Below are 14,518 nucleotides of genomic sequence, written 5' to 3'. Positions count from 1 at the left end.
GGTTCTGGCGCTTGTACGGGAAGAGCGATTGTTTCTTGAGAACTCAACAGCGCGTGTTTGATTTTCTTTAAGCCATGTTTGTTTTGGCCCCGACGCACTTCGGTGCGTAGGGTTCCTTTGATTAACCAACGCGAGTTGGTTGGTCAGGATTTCTTCTAGGTTTACTCGCCCCAGGCTGACCTCTGGTCGCCGGGACGGGTTGTTTGACCTTTATGGAGAGTTTGATCCTGGCTCAGGACGAACGCTGGCGGCGTGCTTAACACATGCAAGTCGAGCGGTAAGGCCCTTCGGGGTACACGAGCGGCGAACGGGTGAGTAACACGTGAGCAACCTGCCCCTGACTCCGGGATAAGCGGTGGAAACGCCGTCTAATACCGGATACGACCCGCCACCTCATGGTGGAGGGTGGAAAGTTTTATCGGTCAGGGATGGGCTCGCGGCCTATCAGCTTGTTGGTGGGGTAACGGCCTACCAAGGCGATTACGGGTAGCCGGCCTGAGAGGGCGACCGGCCACACTGGGACTGAGACACGGCCCAGACTCCTGCGGGAGGCAGCAGTGGGGAATATTGCACAATGGGCGAAAGCCTGATGCAGCGACGCCGCGTGGGGGATGACGGCCTTCGGGTTGTAAACCTCTTTTACCACCAACGCAGGCTCCACGTTCTCGTGGGGTTGACGGTAGGTGGGGAATAAGGACCGGCTAACTACGTGCCAGCAGCCGCGGTAATACGTAGGGTCCGAGCGTTGTCCGGAATTATTGGGCGTAAAGAGCTCGTAGGCGGCATGTCGCGTCTGCTGTGAAAGACCGGGGCTTAACTCCGGTTCTGCAGTGGATACGGGCATGCTAGAGGTAGGTAGGGGAGACTGGAATTCCTGGTGTAGCGGTGAAATGCGCAGATATCAGGAGGAACACCGGTGGCGAAGGCGGGTCTCTGGGCCTTACCTGACGCTGAGGAGCGAAAGCATGGGGAGCGAACAGGATTAGATACCCTGGTAGTCCATGCCGTAAACGTTGGGCGCTAGGTGTGGGGACTTTCCACGGTTTCCGCGCCGTAGCTAACGCATTAAGCGCCCCGCCTGGGGAGTACGGCCGCAAGGCTAAAACTCAAAGGAATTGACGGGGGCCCGCACAAGCGGCGGAGCATGTTGCTTAATTCGACGCAACGCGAAGAACCTTACCAAGGTTTGACATCACCCGTGGACCTGTAGAGATACAGGGTCATTTAGTTGGTGGGTGACAGGTGGTGCATGGCTGTCGTCAGCTCGTGTCGTGAGATGTTGGGTTAAGTCCCGCAACGAGCGCAACCCTTGTTCCATGTTGCCAGCACGTAATGGTGGGGACTCATGGGAGACTGCCGGGGTCAACTCGGAGGAAGGTGGGGACGACGTCAAGTCATCATGCCCCTTATGTCTTGGGCTGCAAACATGCTACAATGGCCGGTACAATGGGCGTGCGATACCGTAAGGTGGAGCGAATCCCTTAAAGCCGGTCTCAGTTCGGATTGGGGTCTGCAACTCGACCCCATGAAGGTGGAGTCGCTAGTAATCGCGGATCAGCAACGCCGCGGTGAATACGTTCCCGGGCCTTGTACACACCGCCCGTCACGTCATGAAAGTCGGCAACACCCGAAACTTGTGGCCTAACCCTTCGGGGAGGGAATGAGTGAAGGTGGGGCTGGCGATTGGGACGAAGTCGTAACAAGGTAGCCGTACCGGAAGGTGCGGCTGGATCACCTCCTTTCTAAGGAGTCTTTTGAAGACCAACACCTTTCTATCGTTGGTCGGACTCGAAAGTGGACCTCACACCCTTCGGGGTGATGGGGAGTGGCTGAAGTGAAATCGAACTTAACCTCCGGCGACTAGAAGCGTCGGGGGGCGCGCTGTTGGGTATCTGAGGAAGCAATCCTTGTGGTTGGTTCCCGCTACCACCTCCAGTAACTCCCACGATCCTGGCCCTTGCGGGTTGGGTTTGTGGTTTGAGGTAGGGGAGTTTGTGGTTGGTGTTTTGATTTGTGAATAGTGTGCGCGAGCATCTTATTATCTGTAGTGGCCAAGTGATAGTGGCACACGGTGGATGCCTTGGCATCAGGCGCCGATGAAGGACGTGGGAGGCCACGATAGGCCGCGGGGAGCTGTCAACCGAGCTTTGATCCGCGGGTGTCCGAATGGGGAAACCTAGCCCGAGTTGTGTCGGGTTGCCGCTACCTGAATGTATAGGGTAGTTGGTGGTGACGCGGGGAAGTGAAACATCTCAGTACCCGTAGGAAGAGTAAACAACAGTGATTCTCCTAGTAGTGGTGAGCGAACGGGGAAGAGGCTAAACCGTGCGCGTGTGATAGACGACAGTCGTTGCGTGTGCGGGGTTGTGGGATGCATCTTTTCAGGTCTGTCGGCCTGGAGCGCTGATGATTTTTCTAGCTGAATCCGTTGGGAAGCGGTACCGGAGTGGGTGAGAGTCCCGTAGGTGAAGGAAGAGTCTAGGTGTTGATGTTCTCCCGAGTAGCGCGGAGCCCGAGAAATTCCGTGTGAATCTGGCAGGACCACCTGCTAAGCCAAAATACGTCCTGATGACCGATAGTGCACTAGTACCGTGAGGGAAAGGTGAAAAGTGCCCCGGTGAGGGGTCGTGAAATAGTACCTGAAACCGTGTGCTGTCAAGCCGTCAGAGCAGTCCTTCGGGGTTGTGATGGCGTGCCTTTTGAAGAATGAGCCTGCGAGTCATGGTGTGTGGCGAGGTTAACCCGGGTGGGGTAGCCGTAGGGAAACCGAGTCTGAATAGGGCGTTTGAGTCGCATGCTGTGGACCCGAAGCGGAGTGATCTACCCATGTCCAGGGTGAAGCGGGGGTAAGACCTCGTGGAGGCCCGAACCCACCAGAGTTGAAAATCTGGGGGATGAGGTGTGGGTAGGGGTGAAAGGCCAATCAAACTCCGTGATAGCTGGTTCTCCCCGAAATGCATTTAGGTGCAGCGTCGCGTGTTTCTTGCTGGAGGTAGAGCTACTGTTTGGCTGATGGGCCCTACAAGGTTACTGACGTCAGACAAACTCCGAATGCCGGTTAAGTGAAGCGTGGCAGTGAGACTGCGGGGGATAAGCTTCGTAGTCGAGAGGGAAACAGCCCAGATCATCAGCTAAGGCCCCTAAGCGTGTGCTAAGTGGGAAAGGTTGTGGAGTTGCCCAGACAACCAGGAGGTTGGCTTAGAAGCAGCCATCCTTTAAAGAGTGCGTAATAGCTCACTGGTCAAGTGGTTCTGCGCCGATAATGTAGCGGGGCTTAAGTACACCGCCGAAGCTGTGAAGTCCAAGTTTATTCTTGGGTTGGTAGGGGAGCGTCGTGCATCCAGTGAAGCTGCCGAGTGATCGAGTGGTGGAGGGTGTGCGAGTGAGAATGCAGGCATGAGTAGCGAAAGCAACGTGAGAAACGTTGCCGCCGATTGACTAAGGGTTCCTGGGGCAGGTTAATCCGCCCAGGGTGAGTCTGGACCTAAGGCGAGGCCGACAGGCGTAGTCGATGGATAACGGGTTGATATTCCCGTACCCGTGCACGAGCGTCCAGTATCGAATCAGGTGATGCTAACCACGCTGGTTCTTGGTGGTCCCTTCGGGGAGTGCCTCTGAACTGGTCTGGGACCCGAGCTTGTAGTAGGTAAGTGATGGGGTGACGCAGGAGGGTAGCTCTACCCGGCGGTGGTTGTCCGGGGGTAAGCGTGTAGGCCGAGGGGTAGGTAAATCCGCCTCTCATGAAGGTTGAGACGTGATGCCGAGCCGTTTTTGGCGAAGTGAGTGATCCCATGCTGTCGAGAAAAGCCTCTAGCGAGTTCGTGTGTGGCCAGTACCCTAAACCGACGCAGGTGGTCAGGTAGAGAATACCGAGGCGTTCGGGTGAACCATGGTTAAGGAACTCGGCAAATTGTCCCCGTAACTTTGGGAGAAGGGGAGCCCTGTCCGGTGAAGAAGCATGCCTTCGGAGCTGGGTGGGGTCGCAGATAGCGGGGGGAAGCGACTGTTTATTAAAAACACAGGTCCGTGCGAAGTCGTAAGACGCTGTATACGGACTGACGCCTGCCCGGTGCTGGAACGTTAAGAGGACTGGTTAGTGGGTTTCGGCCCGCGAAGCTAGGAATCTAAGCGCCAGTAAACGGCGGTGGTAACTATAACCATCCTAAGGTAGCGAAATTCCTTGTCGGGTAAGTTCCGACCTGCACGAATGGCGTAACGACTTCCCCACTGTCTCAACCATGGGCCCGGTGAAATTGCACTACGAGTAAAGATGCTCGTTTCGCGCAGCAGGACGGAAAGACCCCGGGACCTTCACTATAGCTTGACATTGGTGTTTGGGATGGTTTGTGTAGGATAGGTGGGAGCCTGTGAGACTGTCACGCTAGTGGCGGTGGAGGCGTTGGTGAAATACCACTCTGACTGTTTCGGGCATCTAACTTTGGACCGTGATCCGGTTCGGGGACAGTGTCTGGTGGGTAGTTTAACTGGGGCGGTTGCCTCCCAAAGAGTAACGGAGGCGCCCAAAGGTTCCCTCAGCCTGGTTGGTAATCAGGTGTTGAGTGTAAGTGCACAAGGGAGCTTGACTGTGAGACGGACGTGTCGAGCAGGAGCGAAAGCTGGGACTAGTGATCCGGCACCGGCGTGTGGAAGCGGTGTCGCTCAACGGCTAAAAGGTACCCCGGGGATAACAGGCTGATCTTCCCCAAGAGTCCATATCGACGGGATGGTTTGGCACCTCGATGTCGGCTCGTCGCATCCTGGGGCTGGAGTTGGTCCCAAGGGTTGGGCTGTTCGCCCATTAAAGCGGCACGCGAGCTGGGTTTAGAACGTCGTGAGACAGTTCGGTCCCTATCCGCTGTGCGCGTTGGAGACTTGAGAAGGGCTGTCCCTAGTACGAGAGGACCGGGACGGACGAACCTCTGGTGTGCCAGTTGTCCTGCCAAGGGCATGGCTGGTTGGCTACGTTCGGGAGAGATAACCGCTGAAAGCATCTAAGCGGGAAGCTTGCTTCGAGATGAGGTCTCCTGCCTCCTTGAGAGGGTAAGACTCCCTGTAGACGACAGGGTTGATAGGCCGGGTGTGGAAGCCTTGTGAGGGGTGGAGCTGACCGGTACTAATAGGTCGAGGGCTTGTCCGCTGCAGATAATTGGATGTTCGCGCACACTTTGTTCACGAAGCTTGCTCGTGGCTGTCATTCCCTTTCGGGGTTGAGTGGTGGTTGTGGGTGTTGGTTTCCGTGGTGGTTTTGGCAGGAGGGTCACACCCGGTCTCATTCCGAACCCGGTCGTTAAGTCTCCTTGCGCTGATGGTACTGCCCTGTGATGGGGTGGGAGAGTAGGTCGCCGCCACGGTTTTTCTTGGAAGGGGAGGGGAAGGGTTCACGCCTTGGGGTGTGGGTTCTTCTCCTTCTCTTTTTTGTTGTCCTGGTTTGTGCGTTTGTGAAAATGGTGGTGGGCAGGCCTGTGTGTGCGCCTCCCTGGGGCTGAGGGGGTCTTCGCCGTGCGGGTTCAACCACGGGGGTGGTCAAGCACACCCCCTGGGGCTGAGGATGCTCCACACCCGCACGTACACAACCCCTGGGGTTGAGGGGTTGTGTACGTGCGGGAGGAGAGGGCCGAGCACACGGGGAGAGGGGCCCCTGAAGCCAGGGGCCCCTCTCCCTTTGGGTCAGAAGCCGTAGTTGTACATCGAGCCGCCCGGGTAGACGTTGCCCACGCCGTTGCGGTAGGCGTAGCCGCCGTAGTTGGCGCCCTCGACGAAGGTCCAGCCGCCGAGGGTCAGGCCGTTCAGCGCCACGTACCAACCGGCGGCGTTCGGGTCCGTGTAACCGCGCAGCGCGAAGTGGATGTGGGCGCCGGTGGTCGAGCCGCCCGCGCAGAGGCTGTTGCCCTGGGTGCCCAGGTAGTGGCCGGTGCCGACGTTGTTACCGGGCAGCCACTGGTAGTCCTCCAGGTGGTAGTAGTCCGTGGAGTATCCGTTGTCGTGGATGACCCGGGTCCAGCCTGAGCACAGGGAGTAGGCGTAGCCGCCCCGGGCGGCGCGGGCCTGGCCGTTGCCCCCGGCGAAGTCCACTGAGCTGTACGGCGGGCCGGAGCTGAACCCGTGCGGGCCGCCGGTCATGATCATCGAGGTGCCGATCGAGAACGGCAGACCCACGCCGGTGTAGGCCATGGGGGAGAGCTGGCCGGGGTCGGTGGAGGCCGCGACGGTCTCGCGCTGTTCGGTGTCCATCAGCCCGGACGCGGCGAGGATCTGGGAGAACTCGTCGGTGCCTTCGAGCCCCACCTCCCAGGCGCCGTCGAGCTCTGCGGCGAACAGCCAGGCGTAGGGGTCCTCGCCCTCGACCTCGGGGGCGGTCACGATGGCCACACCGAAGGCGGCCTCGTCGTTGGCCTCCCGGATGTCGACTCGCACGTCACGGTCCTGGGCGGCGAGGGTGGACAGCTCCGTGGAGCGCTCCGCCAGGACGTCCTCGATGACCGAGTCGGCCAGGGAGGGGGCGGCGGTGGGGAGGTCGTCGGCCACCTCGGACTCGAAAAGGATCTCGACGTTGTCAGCGGTGCTCAGGGGCTCGTTCTGCGCGGACGCGGGGGTCATGCCCGTGACCACGAGGGCGACGGAGGCGGTCAGTACGAGGGGGATTCGGGGGGTTGGCAGTGTCAACGCTTCTCCTGGGGGAGTCGTGCGAACGGGGAGTGACACACCACTTCGTGTTCGTGGCTACCGCAGAGTAACCAGGCACCCAGGCACGGACAAGGGGTGTAACCGGAAAGTTCCTTCGGCTACACCCCTGATTTGGTTGGTTTGTTACCGCTCCAGGGCCAGGAGGAACTCCTTGCGCTCCAGTCCGCCCGCGTAGCCGGTCAGGCTCCCGTTGGCGCCGATGACCCGGTGACAGGGGACGATGACGCTGATCGGGTTCCGCCCGTTGGCCATGCCCACGGCGCGGGACGCGGTGGGGCGGCCCAGCTCCTGGGCGAGCTCACCGTAGCTGGCGGTCTCCCCGTAGGGAATGGTGGTGAGTGCCTGCCACACCCGGAGCTGCCAGGGCGTACCGGCGGGAGCGAGGGGCAGGTCGAAGTGCCGGAGCCTCCCCTCGAAGTACGCGGTCAGCTGCTTCCTGACCTCGGTGAACGCGGCCTCGTCCCGCACCCAGTCGGACGGCACGGTCCGTCCTTCCTTGGGCGGGGTCAACAGCCCGCCCAGGGCCTCGCCGTCGCCGTACAGCGTCAGTTCGCCGAGGGGCGAGTCCATCGTGGTGTGGCGGGTCGGGCCGGGGAGCGGAGTCCGGAAGGTCACCGCCGCCTCGCGTGGCGGGGCCACCGGCTCCAGGTCCATGGGAAGTGCTTCCTGTGTGTTCATCCTGATCCTTCCTCGTCGGGTAGTCCCAGCGACGCCCACAGGAGGTGGGTCGCGTACGAACGCCAGGGGCTCCATGCCTTCGGTGAGACCGGGCCCGTTCGTTCCAGGGCCTGCCGCACCCCGAGGTCCGTCTCCAGGAACACGTCCGGGTCGCCCAGACCGCGCATCCGGACGTAGCCGGCGGTCCACGGGCCGATCCCGGGCAGCTCCATCAGTCGGTGTTCCGCCTCGTCCCGGTCGCAGCCCGGACCCAGGTCCACGCGGCCGGAGGCGATCGCCCCCGCCACGTTGGTGAGGGCCCGCCCCCGGGACACGGGGATGGACATCCCCGCCGGGTCGGCGTCGGTCAGCGCCTCCGGGGAGGCGAACGTGTGGGTGAGCCCGGGGAACAGGCCGTCGAGCCCGGGTCCCAGCGGTTCCCCGTACCTGGCCACCAACCGTCCTGCCAGGGTACGCGCGGCCCTGACCGAGACCTGCTGGCCCAGGACCGCGCGGACCGCCAGTTCGGCGGGGTCCACGTGGCCCGGCGCGCGCACCCCGGGGCGTCGGCGCAGGACCGGGCCGAGCACGGGGTCCGGTCCGAGGACCTCCGCGACCGCGTCGGGGTCGGCGTCCAGGTCCAGCAGGCTCCGGCAGCGGCGCACGGCGCTGGTCAGGTCGCTCGGGTCGGTCAGCCACAGTCGGCACCGCACGTGCCCGGAACCGGCGGAGAGTTCGACGATCCCCGGACCGTGGGGCAGACGGAGCGTGCGCCGGTAGCTGCCGGAGTACTCCTCCACGCCCGGGACCGCGCGGTCACCGAGGAAGGAGAGCATCCGGTCCAGGTCGATCGCGCCCCGGTACGGGAGTCGCAGCACGATCCCGCTGGTCGGTGGTGTGCTCGACCGTCGGGTGGCGGCGCGCATCTCCGAGGGGGAGCGGTCGAAGACCGCCCGCATCGTCTCGTTGAACTGCCGCACACTCGCGAACCCGGAGGCGAAGGCGACGTCGGACATGGGCATGTCCGTGGTCTCCACCAGGACCCGCGCGGTGTGGGTGCGTTCCGCCCTGGCCAGGGCGAGCGGTCCCGCGCCGACCTCGGCGCTGAGCAGGCGGTTGAGCTGGCGTTCGCTGTATCCGAGGTTGTCCGCGAGGGCGCCCACCCCTCCTCGGTCGACGGCGCCGTCGTGGATCAGCCGGATCGCCCGGCCCACCACGTCGGCCCGCACGTTCCACTCGGGGGAGCCGGGCACGGTGTCCGGCCGGCACCGTTTGCAGGCGCGGAACCCGGACTCCTGCGCGGCGGCCGCCGTCCTGTAGAAGCGGACGTTCTCCCGGCGCGGGGTCACCGCGGGGCAGCTCGGTCGGCAGTAGATGCCGGTGGTGCGCACGGCGGTGTAGAAGACCCCGTCGAAACGGGAATCCCTGCTCCGTACCGCTCTGTAACGCTGCTCGTCGTCCATCACAACCACCATGTTCGCCCAGTGGAGAGGGGGATGCTGGCGGTTTTCGGACACCCAGGTGGGGTCAGTCCTCCCCGTTGAGATAGTCGATGTAGACGGGGCGCAGCGCCTCGTGCACCTTCGGGTCGTGCTCCGACGAGAACGCCTCGTAGAGGAGCCCCGACACCTGGGCGACGCTGGCCTCGCTGGCGTCCCGGTTGCCCGCGGCGGCCTCGGCGGCCGGGATCAGGCTCAGCAGGCGCCAGAGGAAGCCCACGTCCCAGCGCTTCCGTGCCAGTTCCAGGGCGCGTTCCCGCAGGTCCTCCGTGCTGGTCTGTTCGTATCCGTCGTCCATGGTCGGACGATACCCGCCCCCGTGCCCCGCACCCGCGAGTGACCTGGGTTACTCTTCACACGAGTTCATCATCTCCCCGGCGGGAGGGCCCTCACGAGGGGCGCCCCGCAGGGAACGTAGTGAGGGGTACGCCATGGCCGAGGCCGCCGCGCGCGTCGTCGTCGCGAAGCCGGGACTGGACGGGCACGACCGGGGGGTCAAGATCGTCGCCCGGGTCCTGAGGGACGCCGGGGTGGAGGTCATCTACACCGGACTGCGCCAGACCCCGGAGATGATCGTGGCCGCCGCGCTCCAGGAGGACGCCGACGCCATCGGGCTGTCGGTGCTCTCGGGCGCCCACATGACGATGTTCGGCCGGGTCATGGAGCTGCTGCGGGAGAACGACGCCACCGACATCAGGGTGTTCGGCGGGGGCATCATCCCCGACTCCGACATCGCGGAGCTGGAGGCGATGGGGGTCGCCCGGATCTTCACACCGGGTGCGCCGACGGCGGAGATCGCGGACTGGGTGCGCGAGAACATCCGGCCCGCGCACGCGGCCTGAGGGGTCGTGACCTTCGTCGCACTTCGGTGGAAGTCCGATGCGGGGCGGATCGACCCCGGATCGGTGTTATCAGTCGTGTCTCTGGTCACATATGTTCCCATGTGGGAGGCCCCGCAGTGCCGCATGAGCGGCATTTGTGCGCAAGGCCATGGGGTCAACGCGACCCTGGTGTCCGGTGGCCGGACAACGGGCGACTAAGCTTTGCGCATGTCGCGGGTGGCAACGCCGCGGCGATCTCGATCTCTGTAGGCGGCTCACCCCCAACGAGGGGTGTGCGTCGTGTGACACCCCTTCAGTGCGTCACCGCCGATCCGGACACGCCACCCCGGTACACACTTGAGCCAGCGAGTTACAAGGACGGACCCTCGTGGACCTGTTCGAATACCAGGCGAAGCAACTCTTCGCAGAGTACGGGGTTCCCGTACCCCAGGGGAAGGTGGCGAGCACGGTCGCTGAGGCGCGTGCCATCGCCGATGAGTTCGCCGCCGCGGGCAAGCCCCGCGTCGTCGTGAAGGCCCAGGTCAAGACGGGCGGCCGCGGGAAGGCCGGCGGCGTCAAGGTGGCCGACGGCCCCGAGGACGCCGAGGCCAAGGCCGAGCAGATCCTCGGCATGGACATCAAGGGCCACACGGTCCACCGTGTCCTCGTCGAGGAAGCGAGTGACATCGCTGAGGAGTACTACTTCTCCTTCCTGCTCGACCGCGCCAACCGCAACTTCCTCTCCATCTGCTCCAAAGAGGGCGGCATGGAGATCGAGGAGGTCGCGGAGACCAACCCCGACGCCGTCGCCAAGATCTCGATCGACGCCCTGAAGGGCGCCCCGGCCGACGTGGCCGCGGAGATCGTCAAGGCCGGCAACCTGCCCGAGGCCGCGGCCGCGGGCGCCACGGAGATCGTCTCCAAGCTGTGGGACGCCTTCGTGGGCAAGGACGCCACCCTCGCGGAGGTGAACCCGCTCATCCTGACCAAGGACGGCCGGGTCGTCGCCCTCGACGGCAAGGTGACCCTGGACGAGAACGCCGAGTTCCGCCAGGACCTGGAGAGCCTGACCTTCGCCGAGGAGGGTGACCCGCTCGAGGTCGCCGCCAAGGCCAAGGGGCTCAACTACGTCAAGCTCGACGGCGAGGTCGGCATCATCGGTAACGGTGCCGGTCTGGTCATGTCGACCCTGGACGTGGTCGCCTACGCCGGTGAGAACCACGGCGGCGTCAAGCCCGCCAACTTCCTCGACATCGGTGGCGGTGCCTCCGCCGAGGTGATGGCGAACGGCCTGGAGATCATCCTGGGCGACCCCGCCGTCAAGAGCGTGTTCGTCAACGTCTTCGGTGGCATCACCGCCTGCGACGCCGTGGCCAACGGCATCGTGCAGGCTCTGGAGCTCCTGGAGCAGCGCGGCGACGACGTCAGCAAGCCGCTGGTCGTCCGCCTGGACGGCAACAACGCCGAACTGGGTCGCCAGATCCTCGACGAGCGCGCCCACCCGGCCGTTCGTCGGGTCGACACGATGGACGGCGCCGCCGCTCAGGCCGCCGAGCTCGCGGCGAAGTAGGGGACAACACACCATGGCTATCTTCCTGAACAAGGACAGCAAGGTGCTCGTCCAGGGCATGACCGGCTCTGAGGGCACCAAGCACACCCGCCGTATGCTCGCGTCCGGCACCAACATCGTTGGTGGCGTGAACCCGCGCAAGGCCGGGCAGAGCGTCGACTTCGACGGCACCGAGGTGCCCGTCTTCGGCTCCGTCGCGGACGGTATGGCCGCCACCGGCGCCGACGTCACCGTGATCTTCGTTCCGCCGAAGTTCTCCAAGGACGCCGTCGTCGAGGCGATCGACGCCGAGATCGGTCTGGCCGTCGTGATCACCGAGGGCATCCCGGTCCACGACACCGCCGCCTTCTGGGCCTACGCCGGCTCCAAGGGCAACAAGACCCGCATCGTCGGCCCGAACTGCCCCGGTCTCATCACCCCGGGCCAGTCCAACGCCGGCATCATCCCGGCCGACATCGCGAAGCCGGGCCGCATCGGCCTGGTCTCGAAGTCGGGCACGCTCACCTACCAGATGATGTACGAGCTGCGCGACATCGGCTTCTCGTCCGCCGTCGGCATCGGTGGCGACCCGATCATCGGCACCACGCACATCGACGCCCTGGCGGCCTTCGAGGCCGACCCGGACACCGACGTGATCGTGATGATCGGTGAGATCGGCGGCGACGCCGAGGAGCGCGCGGCCGACTTCATCAAGGCCAACGTGACCAAGCCGGTCGTCGGCTACGTCGCGGGCTTCACCGCCCCGGAGGGCAAGACCATGGGCCACGCCGGCGCCATCGTCTCCGGCTCCTCCGGCACGGCCGCCGCCAAGAAGGAGGCCCTCGAGGCCGTTGGCGTCAAGGTCGGCAAGACCCCGAGCGAGACCGCTCAGCTGGTGCGCGACCTCTTCTAGGGGACGTGCCCCGCAGGGCGCTCGTTCAGCACGGCTCCGCCCCGCCGCCGGTGACATCCGGTCGGCGGGGCGGAGCCGTTTCGTGTGCGGGGGTCAGCCGTTCCGGTCCCGGCGCCCGCGCCGAGCGACGAGCTGCCCGACGAGGGGGCCGATCACCATGAGGCAGAAGAACCCGAGGAAGACCGTGATGGCGTAGACGTTGCCGCTGACGAAGGAGGGCGTGCCCCACACCAGGAGGAGGAAGCCGCCCCAGCCGAGGAGGCCGCCGACGTTCACTCCCTTGTCCTTCTCGGAGACCTCGGCCGTGTCCTCGTCGGGGACGGCGGGTGAGGCCGGTTCGGGGACGGCGACGGCGTCGGGGGCCAGCCCGGGCGGGAGGTCGTCGAAGAGCGGGACGAGGTCGGCGCTGTTGACGGCCCGGAGGGCGGCGTCCGAGCGCTGTTCGTGCTCCTCGGTGTCCAGCCGCCCCTCCTCGAAGGCCACGCGGAGCTTCCCGAGGGCGTCGTCGCGTTCGGTGTCGGACAACCGGTAGCCGCGGTCGGGTTCGAGCTCTGACATGGGGCGTCCTTCGTGCGGGGGGCGGGCTGTCATCTTACGACGTATCGCGTTTGTCGGGCGTTCCCCCGAGGTGACGCGGGCACGACACGCGCCGCCCGGATACCACGGAGCATTCCGGTCCCTGGCAGCATAAGTCGGGTGAGTACGCCAGGATCTCCCCCCGACCGAGGCCGACAGTCGAAGCGGTCCACGAGCACCAGCGACGGGGCCTCCGAGGGTGTGCCCGCGTCACCGCCGGAGGCGGCGGGCCGTCCGATCTACGCGACCGGCGGGATCGCCGCCGCGTCCGCGGCGGGCATCGGCCTGGCGGTGATCGTCACGCTCACCCTGGCCGGGTGGGTGGCGGCGCCGCACGACACCTTCGGCGAGGACATCGCCGACCTCCTGCGCGGGGCCGTCCTGGCCTGGCTGGTGGGCCACCACGTCTCCTTCTCCTTCGCGGAGGGGCAGATCAGCCTGCTGCCGATGGGCCTGGTCCTGCTGCCGGGGATGCTGCTGTACCGGTTCGGCCGCTGGCTGGCGCGCGGCTGCGTGATCGGGCGGCTCCGGCACGTGCACCGGGCGGCGCTGGCCATCGCCGGTCCCTACGCGGCGATCGCGGGCACGCTCGCGCTCCTGGCCCGCACCGACGAGGCCGTGCCGAGCATGCCGCGCGCGCTCCTCATGGGGTTCGTGATCGCGTTCATCGCGGGCGGGCTGGGGGTGCTGCGCCAGCTCATGCGGGACAAGGGCGTGGCCGCGCGCGACCTGCTCGACCTCATGCCCGCGCGGTCGAGGTCGCTGCTGGTGGGCATGCTCGCGTCCACGGGAACACTGCTGGTCGGGGGGCTGGTGCTGTTCCTGGTGGCGTTGGGGCTGAACCTGCCGGAGGCGGTCGAGATCACGCGGTCGCTGGGGCCGGGGATGGTCGGCGGGACGCTCCTGCTGATCGTGCAGCTGGCGTACCTGCCCAACGCGGTGGTGTTCGCGGTCTGTTACGCGCTCGGTCCGGGGTTCGCGATGGGGGCGTCCACGGTGGTCGCGCCGACCGAGGTGTCGGTGGGCGCGGTTCCGGCGCTGCCGATGCTGGCGGCGCTGCCCTCCAACGGAGCCGCCCCGGTGCTGTCCCTCGGCGCCCTGGTGGTGCCGTTCGTGGCGGGGGCGATCGGCGGGGTGCTGACCCAGCGCAGCGCGCCGGACGTGGTCAGCGAGGCGGCGCCCCTGTGGGGGTTCGTGTGCGGTGTGACGACGGGCTTGCTGTTCGCGGCCCTGGCCGGGGTCGCGGGCGGTTCCCTGGGGGCGCAGCGGCTCAGCGAGGTGGGCCCCTCGGCCTGGCAGGTGGGTGTGGTGGCCGCCCTCGAAGTGGGGGTGGCGGCCGCGGTGGCGGCCTGGATCGCCAACTGGTGGTACACGCGCAGGCAGTCCCGGCGGGTCGCCGCCGAGCGGGGGGAGACCGCCGCGGAGCCGCGCCCCGCACCCGCCGTGCCCGTGGTGGAGCTGCCCGACGACGTGCCGGTCGGCAAGGGGCTGGCCACCGTCACGGCGCTGCGCCCCCGCGAGGAGGAGCGGGTGGTGGAGGAGGTGCCGGAGCCGACCGTCGCCGAGCGCCGGGCGGCGCTGCGCCGTGTACGCCGGGCCCGCGGGCGCGACCGCGTGGTGGAGCGCCGGGCGCGCAGGGACGCCCGCCGGGAGCTGCGGGCGCAGCGCCGCGCGGACCGGCGCGCCGAGGGCGGCTGGTGGCGCCGCGGCCGAGCGGACGAGGAGGCCGAGGAGGAGATGTACGGCATCACCTACGAGGCCGCTCCCGACGAGGTGGAGCGCCGCGACTGAGGTCGGGGGACGAACGTGGGGGCACGGC

9 protein-coding genes and 3 rRNA genes are annotated in these 14,518 nt (G+C 65.6%); 7 read left to right on the top strand and 5 right to left on the bottom strand.

Annotation, left to right across the window (positions count from 1 at the left end; genetic code table 11):
• Nucleotides 1-209 precede the first annotated feature (209 nt).
• The 3 genes from AC0VYL_RS23945 (at nucleotide 210) to rrf (ending at nucleotide 5,351) form a co-directional block, all read left to right on the top strand.
• A 16S ribosomal RNA gene (locus AC0VYL_RS23945) occupies nucleotides 210-1,742 on the top strand.
• 306 nt (nucleotides 1,743-2,048) lie between these two features.
• Nucleotides 2,049-5,138, top strand: a 23S ribosomal RNA gene (locus tag AC0VYL_RS23940).
• 97 nt (nucleotides 5,139-5,235) lie between these two features.
• Nucleotides 5,236-5,351, top strand: a 5S ribosomal RNA gene (gene rrf, locus AC0VYL_RS23935).
• Together the 16S, 23S and 5S rRNA genes form the textbook arrangement of a ribosomal RNA operon.
• A 316-nt stretch (nucleotides 5,352-5,667) precedes the next feature.
• Here the strand turns inward: rrf and AC0VYL_RS23930 are convergent.
• The 4 genes from AC0VYL_RS23930 to AC0VYL_RS23915 all read right to left on the bottom strand — a co-directional run bounded on the left by AC0VYL_RS23930 (nucleotide 5,668) and on the right by AC0VYL_RS23915 (nucleotide 9,138).
• Nucleotides 5,668-6,663 carry a M23 family metallopeptidase gene (locus AC0VYL_RS23930; protein WP_475481568.1) on the bottom strand — a complete coding sequence of 332 codons (996 nt, stop codon included), beginning with the start codon at nucleotides 6,661-6,663 and terminating at the stop codon, nucleotides 5,668-5,670.
• A 144-nt stretch (nucleotides 6,664-6,807) separates the two neighbouring features.
• A complete protein-coding gene (locus AC0VYL_RS23925; RefSeq protein ID WP_475456168.1) occupies nucleotides 6,808-7,362 on the bottom strand; it encodes a methylated-DNA--[protein]-cysteine S-methyltransferase in 555 nt (184 codons plus the stop codon).
• Nucleotides 7,359-8,816 (bottom strand): AlkA N-terminal domain-containing protein, encoded by a 1,458-nt coding sequence (locus tag AC0VYL_RS23920; protein ID WP_475481567.1) that lies wholly within the window; start codon nucleotides 8,814-8,816, stop codon nucleotides 7,359-7,361. Before AC0VYL_RS23920 ends, AC0VYL_RS23925 begins: the two co-directional genes overlap by 4 nt.
• 52 nt (nucleotides 8,817-8,868) lie before the next feature.
• Complete coding sequence (locus AC0VYL_RS23915) at nucleotides 8,869-9,138, bottom strand: hypothetical protein (RefSeq protein ID WP_475456164.1); 270 nt, start codon at nucleotides 9,136-9,138, stop codon at nucleotides 8,869-8,871.
• A gap of 133 nt (nucleotides 9,139-9,271) precedes the next feature.
• Here AC0VYL_RS23915 and AC0VYL_RS23910 point away from each other — a divergent pair, with 133 nt between their 5' ends.
• The 3 genes from AC0VYL_RS23910 to sucD all read left to right on the top strand — a co-directional run bounded on the left by AC0VYL_RS23910 (nucleotide 9,272) and on the right by sucD (nucleotide 12,123).
• Entirely contained in the window at nucleotides 9,272-9,682 is a 411-nt protein-coding gene (locus AC0VYL_RS23910; protein ID WP_378745213.1) for a cobalamin B12-binding domain-containing protein, read from the top strand.
• A gap of 367 nt (nucleotides 9,683-10,049) precedes the next feature.
• Nucleotides 10,050-11,231 (top strand): ADP-forming succinate--CoA ligase subunit beta, encoded by a 1,182-nt coding sequence (gene sucC / locus AC0VYL_RS23905; protein ID WP_475481566.1) that lies wholly within the window; start codon nucleotides 10,050-10,052, stop codon nucleotides 11,229-11,231.
• A gap of 13 nt (nucleotides 11,232-11,244) precedes the next feature.
• On the top strand, nucleotides 11,245-12,123 hold the full coding sequence (gene sucD, locus AC0VYL_RS23900; protein WP_017545891.1) for a succinate--CoA ligase subunit alpha: 879 nt from the start codon (nucleotides 11,245-11,247) through the stop codon (nucleotides 12,121-12,123).
• Nucleotides 12,124-12,216: 93 nt separating this feature from the next.
• Here sucD and AC0VYL_RS23895 read toward each other — a convergent pair whose 3' ends face one another.
• A complete protein-coding gene (locus tag AC0VYL_RS23895; RefSeq protein WP_475481565.1) occupies nucleotides 12,217-12,681 on the bottom strand; it encodes a DUF1707 SHOCT-like domain-containing protein in 465 nt (154 codons plus the stop codon).
• Nucleotides 12,682-12,900: 219 nt separating this feature from the next.
• Here AC0VYL_RS23895 and AC0VYL_RS23890 point away from each other — a divergent pair, with 219 nt between their 5' ends.
• Nucleotides 12,901-14,490 carry a cell division protein PerM gene (locus tag AC0VYL_RS23890; RefSeq protein ID WP_475483571.1) on the top strand — a complete coding sequence of 530 codons (1,590 nt, stop codon included), beginning with the start codon at nucleotides 12,901-12,903 and terminating at the stop codon, nucleotides 14,488-14,490.
• The last annotated feature ends 28 nt before the right edge of the window (nucleotides 14,491-14,518 follow it).

The sequence above is a fragment of the Nocardiopsis sp. iso_238 genome (genome assembly GCF_056173325.1).
This window is presented reverse-complemented; position numbering and strand designations above follow the sequence as displayed.

Excerpts from the sequence above, each read along its gene's own strand:
- AC0VYL_RS23925 (WP_475456168.1), bottom strand. The coding sequence starts at position 7,362 with ATGAACACACAGGAAGCACTTCCCATGGACCTGGAGCCGGTGGCCCCG.
- AC0VYL_RS23920 (WP_475481567.1), bottom strand. The coding sequence starts at position 8,816 with ATGGTGGTTGTGATGGACGACGAGCAGCGTTACAGAGCGGTACGGAGC.
- AC0VYL_RS23915 (WP_475456164.1), bottom strand. The coding sequence starts at position 9,138 with ATGGACGACGGATACGAACAGACCAGCACGGAGGACCTGCGGGAACGC.
- AC0VYL_RS23910 (WP_378745213.1), top strand. The coding sequence starts at position 9,272 with ATGGCCGAGGCCGCCGCGCGCGTCGTCGTCGCGAAGCCGGGACTGGAC.
- sucD (WP_017545891.1), top strand. The coding sequence starts at position 11,245 with ATGGCTATCTTCCTGAACAAGGACAGCAAGGTGCTCGTCCAGGGCATG.
- AC0VYL_RS23895 (WP_475481565.1), bottom strand. The coding sequence starts at position 12,681 with ATGTCAGAGCTCGAACCCGACCGCGGCTACCGGTTGTCCGACACCGAA.